Raw genomic sequence first — 13,845 nt, 5'->3', positions numbered from 1 at the left:
TCTCGCGATTCCGGATGCCGCGACCTAGGCCGCCGCGATCCAGACGGTCGTGTCGGTCGGCAGGCGCTCGCCGTCGAGGGGGCCGCTCGCGATGAGCACCTCGCCCTCGGGGAGGTCGACCGACGCGTCGCCGAGGTTGGCGACGACGAGCAACGAGCCGTTGCGGAACGCCACCACTTCGTCGCCGTACTCGTCGAGCCACTCGAGGTGACCGGCGCCGAGGTCGCGGTCGCGGCGCTCGGCGAGGAGCGAACGGTACAGCGTCAGCGTCGAGGACGGGTCGTCGACCTGCACGTCGTGCGCGAGCTCGGCCCACTCGGCGGGCTGGGGCAGCCACGACGCGCCCGTGTCGTTGAAGCCGTACGCGGGGGCGTCGGCGGTCCACGGGATCGGCACGCGGCAGCCGTCGCGGCCGTATCGCTCGCCGTTCGTGCGGAACCACGTGGGGTCCTGACGCGCGTCGTCGGGCAGGTCGATGACCTCGGGAAGGCCGAGCTCCTCGCCCTGGTACAGGTACGACGAGCCGGGCAGTGCGAGCATCATCGACGTCGCCGCGCGCGCACGGCGCAGGCCCTTCACCGGGTCGGGCTGGCCGGGGGAGTTCGGTCCGATGCCGGCACCCTGCGGGTTCTCGGCGGTCAGCGCGAGGCGCGAGGCGTGTCGCACGACGTCGTGGTTCGACAGGACCCAGGTGCTGGGGGCGCCGACCTCACCGTACGCGCGCAGCGACTCGGTGATCACATCGCGGAGGGCCGCGGCATCCCAGGTCGTCTCGAGGTAGTGGAAATTGAACGCCTGGTGCATCTCGTCGGGCCGCACCCAGAGGGCCGTCTGCTCGACGGTCGGCAGCCACGCCTCGGCGCACAGGGCGCGGTCGCCGTCGTACGCGGCGAGAACCTCGTGCCACTCGCGCCACACGTCGTGCACGCCGGGCTGACCCCAGTACGGCACCTCTTCGGCGTCGCCGCCCATCGAGCCGCCCTCGGGGTCGGGTGTGAAGTCGGGCAGGCCCTCGGCCTTGATGAGCCCGTGCGCGACGTCGACGCGGAAACCGTCGACCCCGCGGTCGAGCCAGAAGCGCAGGATGTCGCGGAACTCCGCGCGCACCTCTTCGTTGGTCCAGTCGAAGTCGGGCTGGCTCTCGTCGAAGATGTGCAGGTACCACTGGCCGGGGGTGCCGTCGGCCCCGGTCACGCGCTTCCACATGCCGCCGCCGAAGACGCTCTCCCAGTTGTTCGGGGGCAGCTCGCCGTTCTCGCCCTTCCCGTCGCGGAAGATGTACCGCGCCCGCTCGGGGCTGCCGGGGGCGGCCTTCAGCGCCTCCTGGAACCACACGTGCTGATCGCTGGAGTGGTTCGGCACGAGATCGACGATGACCCGGATGCCACGCTCGTGCGCAGCGCTGAGCATGGTGTCGAAGTCGGCCAGGGTGCCGAAGATCGGGTCGACGTCGCGGTAGTCGGCGACGTCGTACCCCGCGTCCTTCTGAGGCGAGGTCTGGAAGGGGCTGAGCCAGATGGCATCCACCCCCAGGTCTTTCAGGTCGTCGAGGTGCGCGGTGACGCCGGGCAGATCGCCGAGGCCGTCACCCGAGGCGTCGGCGAACGAACGGGGGTAGATCTGGTAGATGACGGCGGTGCGCCACCACTCGGAGCCGGGAGCGGCGACGAGATCGGCGCGCGCGTCTTCCTGCGTGAAAGTCATGGCGTCCACGTTAGTGCAAGCGCTTGCAGTGGGGTCAACCCCGGGGCCGGGTGAATTCGAGCCTTCCGTTCCCGCCTGCTCGGCCCGCCCGTGCCGGGCGATCACGCGAGGGGACGGTGAGGTCCGAGGACCGCGCGCGAATGCGCGATTAGGCTGTATCGGTGCCCGACGCCTCTGCCCTCGCCCGCGCTGAATCGCTCATCACGAGCATCCCCGATTACCCCAAGCCCGGGATCGTGTTCCGCGACATCACGCCGCTGCTCGCCGACGCCGCGGCGCTGCGGGTCGTGGTGGAGGCGCTGATCGAACCGTTCGCCGGCCGCTTCGACGCCGTCGCGGGAGTCGAGGCGCGCGGCTTCCTGCTCGCCGGGGCCGCGGCCATCGCCGCCGACGTGGGGCTCATGCCGATCCGTAAGGCCGGCAAGCTGCCCCGACCCGCGGCCACCGTCTCGTACGACCTCGAATACGGCTCGGCCCAGATCGAGATGCACGACGACGCCGCCGCCGGCGCGCGCGTGCTGCTGCTCGACGACGTGCTCGCCACCGGTGGCACCCTCGGCGCGGGCCGCGAGCTGCTCGAGGCCGTGGGCAGCGAGGTCATCGGCATCGCGACGCTGCTCGAAATCGACGGACTCGGCGGCCGCGAAGCCCTCGGCGGCGACCTGCACTCCGTCTTCCACGTCTGACGCGGGAGTGCCCGTCGGCCGGCCCCGCCGCCGCGCGGGTGTGCTGCTGGCGAGCCGCGCTCCGGTGATTCGGGCGGGGATCCGGCGGCAGCGGGCGGAGCCGGGGGTACGGATGCCGCGATCTTCCGGAGAGCGGCACGTCACCGCCCCGGAGAATGGGCCCCGGCACCTCACCGCCCCGGCACGCGTGGGCCCGGGCCGCGCCCTCACGCGCCGCCGCGTGCCCGCTCCCGCACCTCCGGCAGTTCCCGGTCGGTGTCCGCCACCTGCGTCACCTTCGCGGTGAGGTGCGAGAGCGGCGGCGTGGTCATCACCTTCATGACCACGCTGCGCGCGGCGAGCCCCAGCCGCGTGTGCGGGTACGCGAGCTTGAGCATCCCGCGCGGAATGCCCTGGATCTCGTCGACCAGCGGCCGCATCCACGCATCGAACGAGGCGAGTGCCTCGTCGAGCCGGTCGCGGTCCGGGTGCCCCTCGATCTGCGAGAGGAAGGCCGCGAGGACGTACCCCCCGGTCAGCGCGAGCGATGCTCCGCCCCCGCCCATCGGCGTCACGCACCACGCCGCGTCGCCGATCACGCACACGCGGCCGCGGTGCCATCCCGGCATTCGGATCTGCGTGAGTTCGTCGATGTACACGTCGTCGGAGGAGTCGAATCCGTCGAGCACGCGCTCCGCTCGCCACCCCGCGTCGGCGTAGCGCTCGCGCAGCACGCGTAGGGCGTCGTCGCGGTCGCGCCCCACCAGGTCGTCCTCGCCCGCATACGACAAGATCGCGCGGATGGTTCCGTAGGGGTCGGGGCGCAGGTGCACCTGGCGTCCGCCGACCGCGTTGTACCAGCGCCACCGGTCATCGTCGTCGGCCGTACGCGGGATCGTGCCGAAGGCCATCGTGATGCCGAGGGGGTCGGCATCGACCTCCGACTCCGCGAAGAGCAGATCGCGCGTGGCGGAGCGGACGCCCTCGGCCACGACGAGCAGGTCGGCCTCGATGTGCTCGCCGCTGCCCAGGGCGACGCTCACGCGATCGGGCCGGTGCTCGTCCACCTCGGTCACGCTCTCGCCGTAGACGAACCGCACGCCGGCGGGGAGGACGTCGAGGATCGCCCGCGCGAAGTCGCCCCGCAGCACCTCGAGCTCGGCGGTCGCGCCGTCGGGTCCGTCCGAGGGGAGCTCCGCGATGACCCGGTCGTCCGCGTCGACGATGACCGTGCCGGTCTCGGTGGTGTTCTTCGCCCGGATCGCGTCGGTCAGGTCCATCCGATCGAGGACCTCGCGCGCGACGCCGCGCACGTCGACGTTCTGCCCGCCGCCGCGGAAGCTCGAGGCCCGCTCGACGACGGTGACCCCCCAGCCGATCGTGCGCAGCCACCAGGCGGCGGACAGTCCGGCGATGCTGGCGCCGGTGATGAGGGCGTGCGGTGCGGTCATGAGGTCTCCTCGAGAGTCGGTGAGGATAGCTTTACGACAAAGTCGCTTGACTGTAAAGTCATTGCATGACCGCGTTGAACTCCCTCGCCATGTCCTGGTCCGACGTCGAGGTCGGGGTGATGCACGGTTTGCGCGAGTGGGCGATGGCATCCGACGAGCTGAATAGGCACCTGTCGACGTGGATGGGTCTTCCCGTGACGGATGCCGAAGCCCTCGGCCAGGTCGTCTGGGCCGCCCAGTCCGGCAACCCGGTGTCGCCCGCGGTGTTGGCCCGGCAGATCGGCATGACCTCGGGCGCCGTCTCGGTGCTGATCGACCGACTCGAGCGCGCCGGATACGTCACGCGCCACCGCGAGGGAGACGACCGTCGTCGCGTCGTCGTGCGCCCCACCGCCACCGCCCTCGAGGGAACCGAGCGATTCCTCGGCTTCGCGGGCGCCGAGATCGCCACCGCCGTCCGCGGGACCCCGGATGCCGATCTCCAGACGATCCACGCGTTCCTCGAGCGCATGACCCGGGCGGCGACCGCCGCCAACACCCGTCTGCGGGCGGAGCCGGCGTCGACCAGAATCGACGCATGACCTCGCGCCCCGTCATCCTGCACCTGCTCGCCTTCGCCGCCGAGCCCGGCGGCGGGAACCCCGCGGGAGTGATCCTGAATGCCGCGGGCCTCGACGATGCGCAGATGCAGGCCGTCGCGACCGACCTCGGCTACCCCGAGTCGGCCTTCGTCACCGCGCGCGAGGGCCGTCGCGCACGGGTGCGGTACTTCTCCCCGGGCGCCGAGGTGCCCTTCTGCGGCCACGCGACGATCGCCACCGCCGTCGCGCTCGCCGAGGCCGAGGGCTCGGGGGACTTCGTCTTCGACACCCGGGCCGGCGAGATCGCGCTCGAGACCACGCGCGACGCCGACGGGCGCGTGACCGCGGGCTTCACGAGCGTCGACCCGATGCAGAGCGATCTCGAACCCGAGGTGGGGCGGCGGTTGCTCGGCATCCTGGGCCTGTCCGATAGCGAGCTCGACGCGCGCCTGCCGTTGGCGCAGTCGTTCGCGGGCAACACGCATCCGGTCGTCGCGGTGGCCTCGCGCGAGCGCTTCGACGCGTTCGGGTTCGATCCGGCGGCCCTTCGCGCGCTGATGGACGAGCGCGGCTGGGCGGGAACGGTCACCGTGGTGCACGCCGAGAGCCCGGATGCCGAGGTGTTCGAGGCCCGCAACCTCTTCCCCGTCGGCGACATCACCGAAGATCCGGCGACGGGATCGGCCGCGGCCGCGCTCGGCGCATACCTGCGTGACCGCGTGGGGCGTCGCGCCCCGTTCTCGTTCCGCATCCACCAGGGACGGCATGTGGGGCGGCCGAGCGAGCTGCACGTCGACGTCCCGACACGCGGCGGGGTGCGCGTCAGCGGGACGGCGACGCCGCTCGAGCGCTGACCCTGGTCACGCCGGCGTGCGCACCGCCGCGAACCGATTGCGGCGCCGCAGCGCGAAGCCCAGGCGCTCGTATGCGGCGATCGCGCCGACGTTGCTCGCGGCGGCGTGCATCATCGCGCGGTCCCCGCGCTGCTGGATGTGGAAGGCGACGTCGAGCACGAGCCGAGACGCGAGACCCTGGCGGCGGTGGTCGGCGTCGACGGCGACGGCGCTGATCTCCGTCCATCCAGTGGGGTGCAGACGCTCCCCGGCCATCGCCACGAGACGGCCTTCGCGACGGATGCCGATATAGCGGCCGAGCTCGTACGTACGGGGCCGGAACGGGCCGGGCTGGTTGCGCGCGACGATGTCGATCATGTCGGCGGCGTCGTCGGCGCCCAGTTCGATCGCCTCGGCGTCGGGCCGGGTCTGCAGGGCGTCGGTCTCGACGAGCTGCACGCCCTCTCCGCCGCCGACCCACTGCCAATCCGCGGGGATCTCACCGTCGAAGCCCGACAGGCCCACGTCGGCGCCGGGGCCGACGAGCTCGCGCAGGGCGTCCCACACGTTCGGGTCGTCCCACGTGCGCACGGCCACGAAGGGCGCGACGTCATCGGGATAGCGCTTCACCAGGTCGCCGCCGATCGCGAAGCGTGCGTGGGGTCCGGCGAGGGAGTGCCACGCCGCGTTGTCGAGCACGGTGGCGTCGGCGTGGGGGGCGGGAAGGGGGACGGCGGCGGTGGTGGGGGTCATGGCGTCCGTTCTGGGGGGAGGTGCACGTAAGACAACAGCGTCGGGCGCTCGGCATTCCGCGTGGACTCAGCGCACTCCGGCGGTGGCGCGAGTCGACAGGGCCGCGGCCACGGCTCCGGCGATGCGGTCGGTCTGGCGCAGCGACAGCGAGTCGGAGCGCGGGCGGGTGAAGGCGCCGGCCTCCATCGACGAGGTGAAGGGTCCGATCGCGAACATCCCCGCGCGGGGCTGCCCGTCCCGCGCGATGACGCGGCCGTCGGCGTCGACGTCGATGCGCCCGAGCGAGCCGGTGAACGACGCGTCCGACACGTGCACCTCGCGGCCGTGGCGGTTCGCGAGTTCGCGCAGCGCGGGGTTCTCGCTCGCCGACGCCGTCGCGGCGGGAAGCCATGCGTCGATCAGTCCGCGCGCGCTTACGTCGCCGTCCGTCCGCGGCGACGAGGCGACGAAGCCCCGGTCGGCGTCGACGCGCACCGCGATGTCGGGGCCGAGGAAGCGCACGACCCCGGCCTCGGCCAGCGCGAGGAACTCCTCCAGTCGGTGTGCGGGCGGCCCCGAGGCGACGTAGCTGAAGAACGCGTGCCAGGTCACCGGCAGGTCGACCGCGCGGGAGCGAGCGCTCCACCGCTCGGTCGGGATGTCCGAGAGCCCGAGGAACGACGACAGGATCGTGAGGAACAGCGCCTGCGCGGTGCTCCGTTCCTGACTCGTGCGCAGGTGCAGGTCGTCGACGATGTGCCGGCGCACCCGCTCGTGCACGTCCGCGGCGTCGGCGAATATCTCTTCCCCCAGGGGTACGTCGAGCGTGCGCACGTCGAAGCGATCCAGGGGATCGGGAACCACCGCGGCGACGGCGCGACGCAGGGCCGAGGTGTCGGCATCCACTTCTCGAAGGGTGTCGCGGAAGGCCTCCCACGTCGTCGTGACGCGCTCGGGGTGACCCGTGAAGAGCTCGCGGTAGTGGCCCCAGACGAGCTCGCGCGCGATGAGCGGCCAGACGTCGTCGAGGAAGTCGATGGTTCCGGGGCGTGCGAGCAGGTCGGCGACGGCGGCGGGGGTGAGCACCTCGCGCACGGGCGGGTCGCCCTGCAGCTGCGACGACACCTTGGAGCGGTAGGGAACGCCCCGGCGGGATCCGAGGTGCAGGCGCGGCTCGCGGCCCGAGGGCTCGTAACGGAGCCCGCCGCCGGCGGCGTCGACGAAGCGACCGCCCCGCCCCGCGGTCAGCAGCACCACGGTGTCGACCGCGGCGAGTCCCATGCCGCGCACGATCACGTCCTGCCCGGGATCGAAGACGCCGAGGTCGGCGTCGGCGGTGAACGCGGGTGGGACGTACGTCAGCCCCGCGCCCGCGGCGGCTTCTCGCAACGCGATCGCCTCGCCCTCGGGTTCGCGCGCGTTGTGGCCCATCGCGTAGACGAGCACGTCGGCGAGCAGACGGATGCCGTCGGCGAGGGCGATCTCGTACCCGTCGGTCGTGTCGTCGACCCACTGCACGGTGCCCTCGTGCCACCGCACCTCGACCCCGGGCGGGGCGATGGCGACCGTGCGACGCCAGAACCAGTCGAGATACGCGCTCTGCAGACGCCGCGTGGGGAAGGAGTCGGGGCGGAGGCTGCGCAACTCGGCATCCAGCTCGGGGGCGTCGATCGAGACGTCGGGGAGCGCGCCCGCTCGTACCCTCTCGGCCCACTCGATGAGCGAGGGGCCCGAGCGGATCGGTCCCGCGATCGTGCAGGACTCGTCGGTGAAGACGGTCACGTCGCGCGCCATCGAGTTGAGCTTGAGCAGAGGGGACTGCTCGCGCCGCCAGATGCGGCCCGCGCCCGGCGGGAAGGGGTCGACGAGCGTGATGCGCAGCGGAGCCGTCGCGCGTCGCGCGAGCAGTCGCTCGACGAGCATGACCGCGCGCGGCCCTGCCCCGACGATCACGAGCTCGGTCATCGCACCGCGGCGCTCGCGTGGACCGGCGGCAGGCCGAGCAGGTCGTGCAGCGTCGCTCCCTCGTCGTACGAGCGGCGGTACGAGCCGCGCTCCTGCAGCAGCGGAACGACCCTCTCGGTGAAATCGTCGAGTCCGTGCGGGGTGAGGTGTCCGACCACCGTGAACCCGTCGGTCGCGCGCTCCTGCACGTAGCGGTCGATCTCGGATGCCACGTGCTCGGGCGTCCCGACGAAGGTGTGCTTCGCGGTCAGGCGGATGACGAGCTCGCGGATGCTGAGGTTCTCGGCCCGCGCCTGCTCGCGTAGCTGCCCCACGCGCGCGCGGATCGCCGCGTGCCGGCCGGCGAAGCCCTGCGCCGTCTCGACTCCCGTGTCGGGTTCGAGGTCGGGAAGCGGACCCTCGGGGTCGTACCCGCTCAGGTCGCGGTTCCAGATCTGCTCGAGGTAGGTGATCGCGGTCTGCGGGCGCACCTGGGCCAGCGCGATCTCGCGCGAGCGCTCGCGGGCCTCGTCGGCGGTGTCGCCGAGCACGAAGGTGGCCGCGGGCAGGATCTTCAGCGAGTCCTCGTCGCGGCCGTTCGCGGCGAGGCGCCCCTTCACATCGCGGTAGAACTGCTGCGCGTCGTCGAAGGCGGTGTGCAGCGAGAAGATCACGTCGGCGTGCTGCGTGGCGAAGTCGCGGCCGTCGGGGGAGTCGCCGGCCTGCACGATGACGGGTCGTCCCTGGGGAGAGCGCGGCACATCGAACACCGCGTCGACGTCGAACAGCCGCGACTCGTGCCGTACCCGTTCGATCGCGTCGTCGCGCAGGAATATTCCATTCGCGGCATCCGCTTCGATCGCCCCGTCGCTCCACGACGACCACAGCGCCTTCGAGAGGGCGGCGAACTCCGAAGCTCGCACGTAGCGGTCGGCGTGGTCGAGGTAGCCGCCGCGGCGGAAGTTCGCGCCGTGGAACGCGTCGGAGCTGGTCACCGCGTTCCATCCGGCGCGGCCGTTCGACAGCAGGTCGAGCGTGCCGAGCTGCCGGGCGAGCTCATACGGTTCGTTGAACGTCGTGTTGAGCGTGCCGACAAGTCCGATGTGCTCGGTGACCGCGGCCAGCGCCGTCAAGATCGCGAGGGTGTTCGGGCGTCCCGCGACGTCGAGGTCGTGCAGCTGCCCGCGGTGCTCGCGCAGGCGCAGTCCCTCGGCGAGGAAGAGGTAGTCGAAGAAGCCGCGCTCGGCCGTGCGGGCGAAGTGCTCGAACGACGAGAAGTCGATCTGGCTCCCGGCGCTCGGGTCGGTCCACACGGTCGTGTTGTTCACGCCCGGGAAGTGCGCGGCGAGATGGATCTGGCGGCGGGTCATGCGCCGACCTCCTGACGGGCGTAGCGGCTGGCGAGGCGGGGGAGCCCGAGGCGCTCGCGCAGAGTGGGCGAGCCATCGTCGGGGAGCAGGATGCCGGCGGCGGCCACCGCGGGAACCACCCGGTCCGCGATCGCGTCGAGGTCGCCCGGCAGGCGCGCGGGCCGCAGGCGGATGCCGTCGACGCCCGCGTCGGCGAGCGCGCGGATCTCGTCCACGACGTCGTCCGCGGTGCCGACCACCACGCGCGCGTCCGTCGTCAGCGGGGCGCGTTCCTGCAGGCGGTTCCACACATCCTCGGCCGCGGTGCGCGTCTCCCCGACGAGAACGAGCAGGTCGGCGAAGACGCGCAGGTCGTCGCCGCCGTCGAGCTCGCTCAGGATGCCGGCCACGGCGCCCGCGTCGGAGGGGGTCACGAACACGAGGTCGGCGTGCTCCGCGGCGAAGCGGTAGGGGATCGTCTGGTGTGCCAGCGCCGTGATGAGCGGCTGGCCCTGAGGAGACCGCGGCACGATCGAGGCCCCCGTGATCGAGAAGAACTCGCCCTCGAACTCGACGTTGTGCACGCGCTCGCGGTCGAGGAACTTGCCCGTATCGAGGTCGCGCACGATAGCGTCGTCTTCCCACGAGTCGGCGAGCCGTCGGATGACGTCGGCGACCTCCCCCGCCTCGCGGAAGGCGGCGAGCAGCGCGGGGTCGTCTTCGACGCGACCGGATGCCGGCAACCCGGCCGGTCCGTCGGCACGGCGCCCGAAGTTCTTCCGCTCCTGCGCCGTCGACCCCGCGACGAGCCGAACGCCGGCGCGGCCACGACTGACGTGGTCGAGGGTCTGCAGGCCGGTGGCGAGGTGGAAGGGCTCGGGGTGGGTGGTCGTGGCGGTGGGGACGAGGCCGATCCGCCACGTGGCCGGGGCCAGGAACGACGCCAACAGCACCGCGTCGAGGCGTCCACGGACGCGGTCGCGGCGGGTCTCGGCATCCGGTTCGAAGGACCTGCCGCCCAGGCTGAGCGCGTCTTCGATCGTGGCCAGCACGAGCCCCGCGCCGTCGGCGGTGCGCGCGATCTCGCGCCAGTAGGCGGCCGAGGTCAGCTCGGTGGGCCGGGCCGTGGGCTCGCGCCACGCGGCCGGGTGCCAGCCGGCGCCGTCCAGGGCGACGGCGAGGTGGATGCGGTCGGGCATCGGGGCTCCTTCTCTCGGGGCGGCGTGCTGCTCACTGTCGCCCGGAGCGCGGCGGGTCTCAACGCGTGACGTAACGAAACGCCTCGAAGCGTCACGAAGCGACGGCGGGGGCGGAATCTACCGTCAGCACCCCGCCCATCGCCCGACTGTGACGCCACGCGACACACGATGTCGGTCGGTGACGTCTCGCGACGGACGGTGTCGCCCCGGGATGAGCGTCGGTGCGCTTCCGCCTAGCTTCGGCTGCACTCCCGCCCCGTTCTGAAAGGTGCCGCCATGAGCGTCCCCACCGCGATCGCCCCGTCCCCGGTCCTGTCCGCCCTGCTCGACGATCTGCGTGACGAGGCGCCTGGAATCGAGGTGCGCCCGCCCTCGTCGGCGACGGCGGAGTTCGCGCACGACGCCGGCACCACGCCGCGAACCGGCGCCCCCGTGGTCGACGGCCCCGCGGTGGCGTTCCCCACCTCGGTGACCGAGGTCCGGCAGCTCGTGCGCCTCGCCGCCAGACACGGCGTCAGTGTCGTGCCGCGCGGGGCCGGCACGGGTCTCTCCGGCGGCGCGACTGCCCTCTCCGATCAGCTCGTCGTCTCGACCGAACGGCTGAACCGCATCGTCGAGGTGTCTCCCGCCGATGAGGTCGCCGTCGTCGAACCCGGCGTGCTCAACGCCTCGCTCAACGAGCGACTGGCCCCCCTCGGCCTGTTCTACGCCCCCGACCCCGCGAGCTGGCGCATCTCGACCATCGGCGGCAACATCGCCACCAACGCCGGGGGCCTGCGGTGCGCCAAGTACGGCGTCACGCGCGAGTCGGTTCTCGCCCTCGACGTCGTCCTCGCCGACGGAAGCCTCGTCTCGGTCGGACACCGCTCGATCAAGGGCGTCACCGGGCTCGACCTCGTCTCGCTGTTCGTCGGGTCGGAGGGCGTGCTCGGCATCGTGGTGGGGGCGACCGTGCGTATCCGCCCGCTCCCGGTCGCGCGCCGAACGCTCACGGCGTTCTTCGATTCCACGGCCGCGGGTGCCGCAGCCATCGGGGCCATCACGGCCTCGCGCGTGCGTCCGAGCGTCATCGAGTTCCTCGACGAGATCACCCTCGACGGCATCGACGCGGCGCAGGACTCGGGCCTGCGTGCCCGGGGCGCCGCTCTGCTGCTGATCGAACTCGACGGCTTCGGCATCGACGAGCAGACCGCCGAACTGACCACCGCGCTCGTCGCGGCGGGCGCGCGGGTCGAGGTCGAGAGCGAGACGGATGCCGAGACCCTCTGGGAACTGCGACGCTCGGGCCGACGTTTCGACGCGGACACGTGGTTCGCCGGGGGCGACGTCGCCGTGCCCAAGTCGCGCATCGCCGAGGTGTTCGCGGGGTTCCCCGCGATCGCCGACCGGTTCGGGGTCGGCGTGAGCGCCGTCGCGCACGCCGGCGACGGCAACCTCCACCCGGTCATCTCGCTGCCCATCCCCGCGGGCGTAGACCCCACCGCCGTACCGGCCGCCGTCCACGACGCCGCCGACGCCGTCGTGCGCGCGGCGCTCGCCGTCGGGGGGACCGTGAGCGGTGAGCACGGCATCGGCACCGTCAAGCGAGCCCTCGCCGCGGAGGAACTCTCGGTGCGCGTGCGCGCGGCCCAGCTCGCCGTCAAGACCGCGCTCGATCCCGCCGGTCTGTTCAACCCCGGCAAAGCCCTGTAACCCGTCCCCACAGCTCGAGGATCCCCATGACCACCGCTCACCGTCCCCGCCGACGCCTGCTCGGCCTCGCCTCCGCCCTCGCCGTCGGTGCCCTCCTGCTCAGCGGCTGCGGTGCGGCATCGACCGCCGCTCCCGCCGACGCCGAACCGAAGACCGGCGGCGACCTCGTCTTCCTCATCGACTCGCTCGGTGCGACCTGGATCCCGAACAACAGCTCGATCTCGAGCTACCAGGGCCAGATCTGGGGCAACGTCACCGACAAGCTCGTCTACGTCGACGCCGAGGGCAACCTCAGCCCCTGGATCGCCGAGAGCTGGGACGAGAACGCCGACAAGACGCAGTTCACCCTTCACGTGAAGCCGGGCGTCACCTTCTCGGACGGCACGCCGCTGGACGCGGCCGCGGTCGTGGCGAACATCGACATCTGGGCCAAGGGCCGCCCCGACGAGGGCATCAACCGCATCGGCCTGTTCCCTTCCGCCAACTACCAAGGCGCTCAGGCGGTGGATGCCACGACGGTCACGGTCTCGTTCTCGGCGCCGACCCTCAGCTTCATCCCGACGCTGGCGTACCACGGCTCGATCCTGCTCTCGCCCGAGACCCTGGCGCTTCCCGCCGCCCAGCAGGCGGATCTCACCCAGGACATCGGCAGCGGCCCGTTCGTCGTCGAGAAGGTCGCCGAGGGCGACAGCGTCGTGCTGAAGAAGCGCGACGACTACGACTGGGGCCCCGAAGCGGTCGGCCACGAGGGCGCCGCCTACCTCGACACCATCACCTACAAGCAGGTCGCCGAACCGACGCTGCGCACCGCCTCGGTCGAGTCCGGTCAGGCGCAGGTGGCCTACAACGCCAGCCCGCAAGACCTCGACGCCCTGAAGCAGGAGGGGCTCACCGTCGAGACGCCCCGCTACCTCGGCTTCGTCAACGGCTACGCCCTGAACACCTCCGTCGCCCCGTTCGACGACATCAAGGTGCGTCAAGCGGTGCAGCACGGCATCGACCGCGACGAGATCCTCTCGACCGTCTACACCTCGGACTGGCATGCGGCGGAGTCGTTCTTCCAGAGCACCGTGCCCGAGGCGACCGACCACACCGCCGACTTCTCGTACGACGCCGCCGAAGCGGCATCCCTCCTCGATGAGGCGGGCTGGGTGAAGGGCTCCGACGGCGTGCGGACCAAGGACGGGAAGAAGCTGTCGCTCACGCTCTACCCCAACCCGTACCTGCAGGCCTCGCAATCGGTCGATGAGCTCGTCGATCAGCAGCTCACCGCCCTGGGGTTCGAGGTGAACCTCGAGACCTACGACGTCCCGACCTACAGCCAGAAGGTCATCGGCAACACGACGGTGCCCGCGACCGAGATCACCCGCAGCTTCGTCGACGTCGGAGCCGTCGCCGGGGTCCTCACCTCGCAGAAGAAGGGCGACGAGGACTGGTTCCGACTCGGCACCTCGGACGCGACGCTGAACGACCTCTCCACCCGTATCGCCACCGCGACCGATCGAGAGGCTCGGGCGGAGGTCGCCGACGAGCTTCAGGGGTACGTGCTCGACCAGGCCTACTTCGTGCCGCTGACGCAGATCGTGCAGCGCGTGTACGTCCAGGCCCCCGAGGTCAGCGGCGTCACCTACAACGGCCTCGCGTACGCGTACTACCTGAACGCGTGGCTCAACGGCTGACGCGCACCGTCACCCG

11 protein-coding genes are annotated in these 13,845 nt (G+C 71.9%); 5 read left to right on the top strand and 6 right to left on the bottom strand.

The window, feature by feature from the left end:
* Positions 1–24: 24 nt before the first annotated feature.
* Complete coding sequence (locus tag F9B98_RS05355) at positions 25–1,704, bottom strand: glycoside hydrolase family 13 protein (RefSeq protein ID WP_150953897.1); 1,680 nt, start codon at positions 1,702–1,704, stop codon at positions 25–27.
* A gap of 161 nt (positions 1,705–1,865) precedes the next feature.
* On the opposite strand from F9B98_RS05355, the gene F9B98_RS05350 reads away from it, so the two are divergent.
* On the top strand, positions 1,866–2,390 hold the full coding sequence (locus tag F9B98_RS05350) for an adenine phosphoribosyltransferase (protein ID WP_150953894.1): 525 nt from the start codon (positions 1,866–1,868) through the stop codon (positions 2,388–2,390).
* A 206-nt stretch (positions 2,391–2,596) separates the two neighbouring features.
* Here the strand turns inward: F9B98_RS05350 and F9B98_RS05345 are convergent, their stop codons facing one another.
* Positions 2,597–3,820, bottom strand: coding sequence for an FAD-dependent monooxygenase (locus F9B98_RS05345; RefSeq protein ID WP_150953891.1), 1,224 nt, complete (start codon positions 3,818–3,820; stop codon positions 2,597–2,599).
* A 65-nt stretch (positions 3,821–3,885) separates the two neighbouring features.
* Here F9B98_RS05345 and F9B98_RS05340 point away from each other — a divergent pair, with 65 nt between their 5' ends.
* Both F9B98_RS05340 and F9B98_RS05335 read left to right on the top strand, forming a co-directional pair.
* Positions 3,886–4,401: a MarR family winged helix-turn-helix transcriptional regulator gene (locus F9B98_RS05340; protein ID WP_150953888.1), complete on the top strand. Its 516-nt coding sequence runs from the start codon at positions 3,886–3,888 to the stop codon at positions 4,399–4,401.
* Positions 4,398–5,255, top strand: a complete 858-nt coding sequence (locus F9B98_RS05335; protein ID WP_150953885.1) for a PhzF family phenazine biosynthesis protein — start codon at positions 4,398–4,400, stop codon at positions 5,253–5,255. Before F9B98_RS05340 ends, F9B98_RS05335 begins: the two co-directional genes overlap by 4 nt.
* A 6-nt stretch (positions 5,256–5,261) precedes the next feature.
* Here F9B98_RS05335 and F9B98_RS05330 read toward each other — a convergent pair whose 3' ends face one another.
* The 4 genes from F9B98_RS05330 to F9B98_RS05315 form a co-directional block, all read right to left on the bottom strand.
* A complete protein-coding gene (locus F9B98_RS05330; protein ID WP_150953881.1) occupies positions 5,262–5,987 on the bottom strand; it encodes a GNAT family N-acetyltransferase in 726 nt (241 codons plus the stop codon).
* A 66-nt stretch (positions 5,988–6,053) separates the two neighbouring features.
* Positions 6,054–7,931: an FAD/NAD(P)-binding protein gene (locus tag F9B98_RS05325; RefSeq protein ID WP_150953877.1), complete on the bottom strand. Its 1,878-nt coding sequence runs from the start codon at positions 7,929–7,931 to the stop codon at positions 6,054–6,056.
* On the bottom strand, positions 7,928–9,280 hold the full coding sequence (locus tag F9B98_RS05320) for an NtaA/DmoA family FMN-dependent monooxygenase (RefSeq protein ID WP_150953874.1): 1,353 nt from the start codon (positions 9,278–9,280) through the stop codon (positions 7,928–7,930). Before F9B98_RS05320 ends, F9B98_RS05325 begins: the two co-directional genes overlap by 4 nt.
* A complete protein-coding gene (locus F9B98_RS05315; RefSeq protein WP_150953871.1) occupies positions 9,277–10,458 on the bottom strand; it encodes an LLM class flavin-dependent oxidoreductase in 1,182 nt (393 codons plus the stop codon). The genes F9B98_RS05320 and F9B98_RS05315 overlap by 4 nt, the downstream gene beginning before the upstream one ends.
* A gap of 276 nt (positions 10,459–10,734) precedes the next feature.
* Here F9B98_RS05315 and F9B98_RS05310 point away from each other — a divergent pair, with 276 nt between their 5' ends.
* Positions 10,735–12,150: an FAD-binding oxidoreductase gene (locus F9B98_RS05310; RefSeq protein WP_150953866.1), complete on the top strand. Its 1,416-nt coding sequence runs from the start codon at positions 10,735–10,737 to the stop codon at positions 12,148–12,150.
* A gap of 26 nt (positions 12,151–12,176) precedes the next feature.
* Positions 12,177–13,829: an ABC transporter substrate-binding protein gene (locus F9B98_RS05305; protein WP_150953864.1), complete on the top strand. Its 1,653-nt coding sequence runs from the start codon at positions 12,177–12,179 to the stop codon at positions 13,827–13,829.
* Positions 13,830–13,845 lie beyond the last annotated feature (16 nt).

The organism is Microbacterium testaceum StLB037, assembly GCF_008763945.1.
Taxonomy (GTDB): domain Bacteria; phylum Actinomycetota; class Actinomycetes; order Actinomycetales; family Microbacteriaceae; genus Microbacterium; species Microbacterium testaceum_G.
The sequence above is the reverse complement of the archived record's forward strand: the minus strand, read 5'-3'. Positions and strand labels throughout refer to the sequence as shown.

Bases quoted from the DNA above. Each gene is read 5' to 3' on its own strand.
- F9B98_RS05325 (WP_150953877.1), bottom strand. From the start codon at position 7,931: ATGACCGAGCTCGTGATCGTCGGGGCAGGGCCGCGCGCGGTCATGCTC.
- F9B98_RS05310 (WP_150953866.1), top strand. From the start codon at position 10,735: ATGAGCGTCCCCACCGCGATCGCCCCGTCCCCGGTCCTGTCCGCCCTG.
- F9B98_RS05315 (WP_150953871.1), bottom strand. From the start codon at position 10,458: ATGCCCGACCGCATCCACCTCGCCGTCGCCCTGGACGGCGCCGGCTGG.
- F9B98_RS05335 (WP_150953885.1), top strand. From the start codon at position 4,398: ATGACCTCGCGCCCCGTCATCCTGCACCTGCTCGCCTTCGCCGCCGAG.
- F9B98_RS05305 (WP_150953864.1), top strand. From the start codon at position 12,177: ATGACCACCGCTCACCGTCCCCGCCGACGCCTGCTCGGCCTCGCCTCC.
- F9B98_RS05355 (WP_150953897.1), bottom strand. From the start codon at position 1,704: ATGACTTTCACGCAGGAAGACGCGCGCGCCGATCTCGTCGCCGCTCCC.
- F9B98_RS05340 (WP_150953888.1), top strand. From the start codon at position 3,886: ATGACCGCGTTGAACTCCCTCGCCATGTCCTGGTCCGACGTCGAGGTC.
- F9B98_RS05320 (WP_150953874.1), bottom strand. From the start codon at position 9,280: ATGACCCGCCGCCAGATCCATCTCGCCGCGCACTTCCCGGGCGTGAAC.
- F9B98_RS05345 (WP_150953891.1), bottom strand. From the start codon at position 3,820: ATGACCGCACCGCACGCCCTCATCACCGGCGCCAGCATCGCCGGACTG.
- F9B98_RS05330 (WP_150953881.1), bottom strand. From the start codon at position 5,987: ATGACCCCCACCACCGCCGCCGTCCCCCTTCCCGCCCCCCACGCCGAC.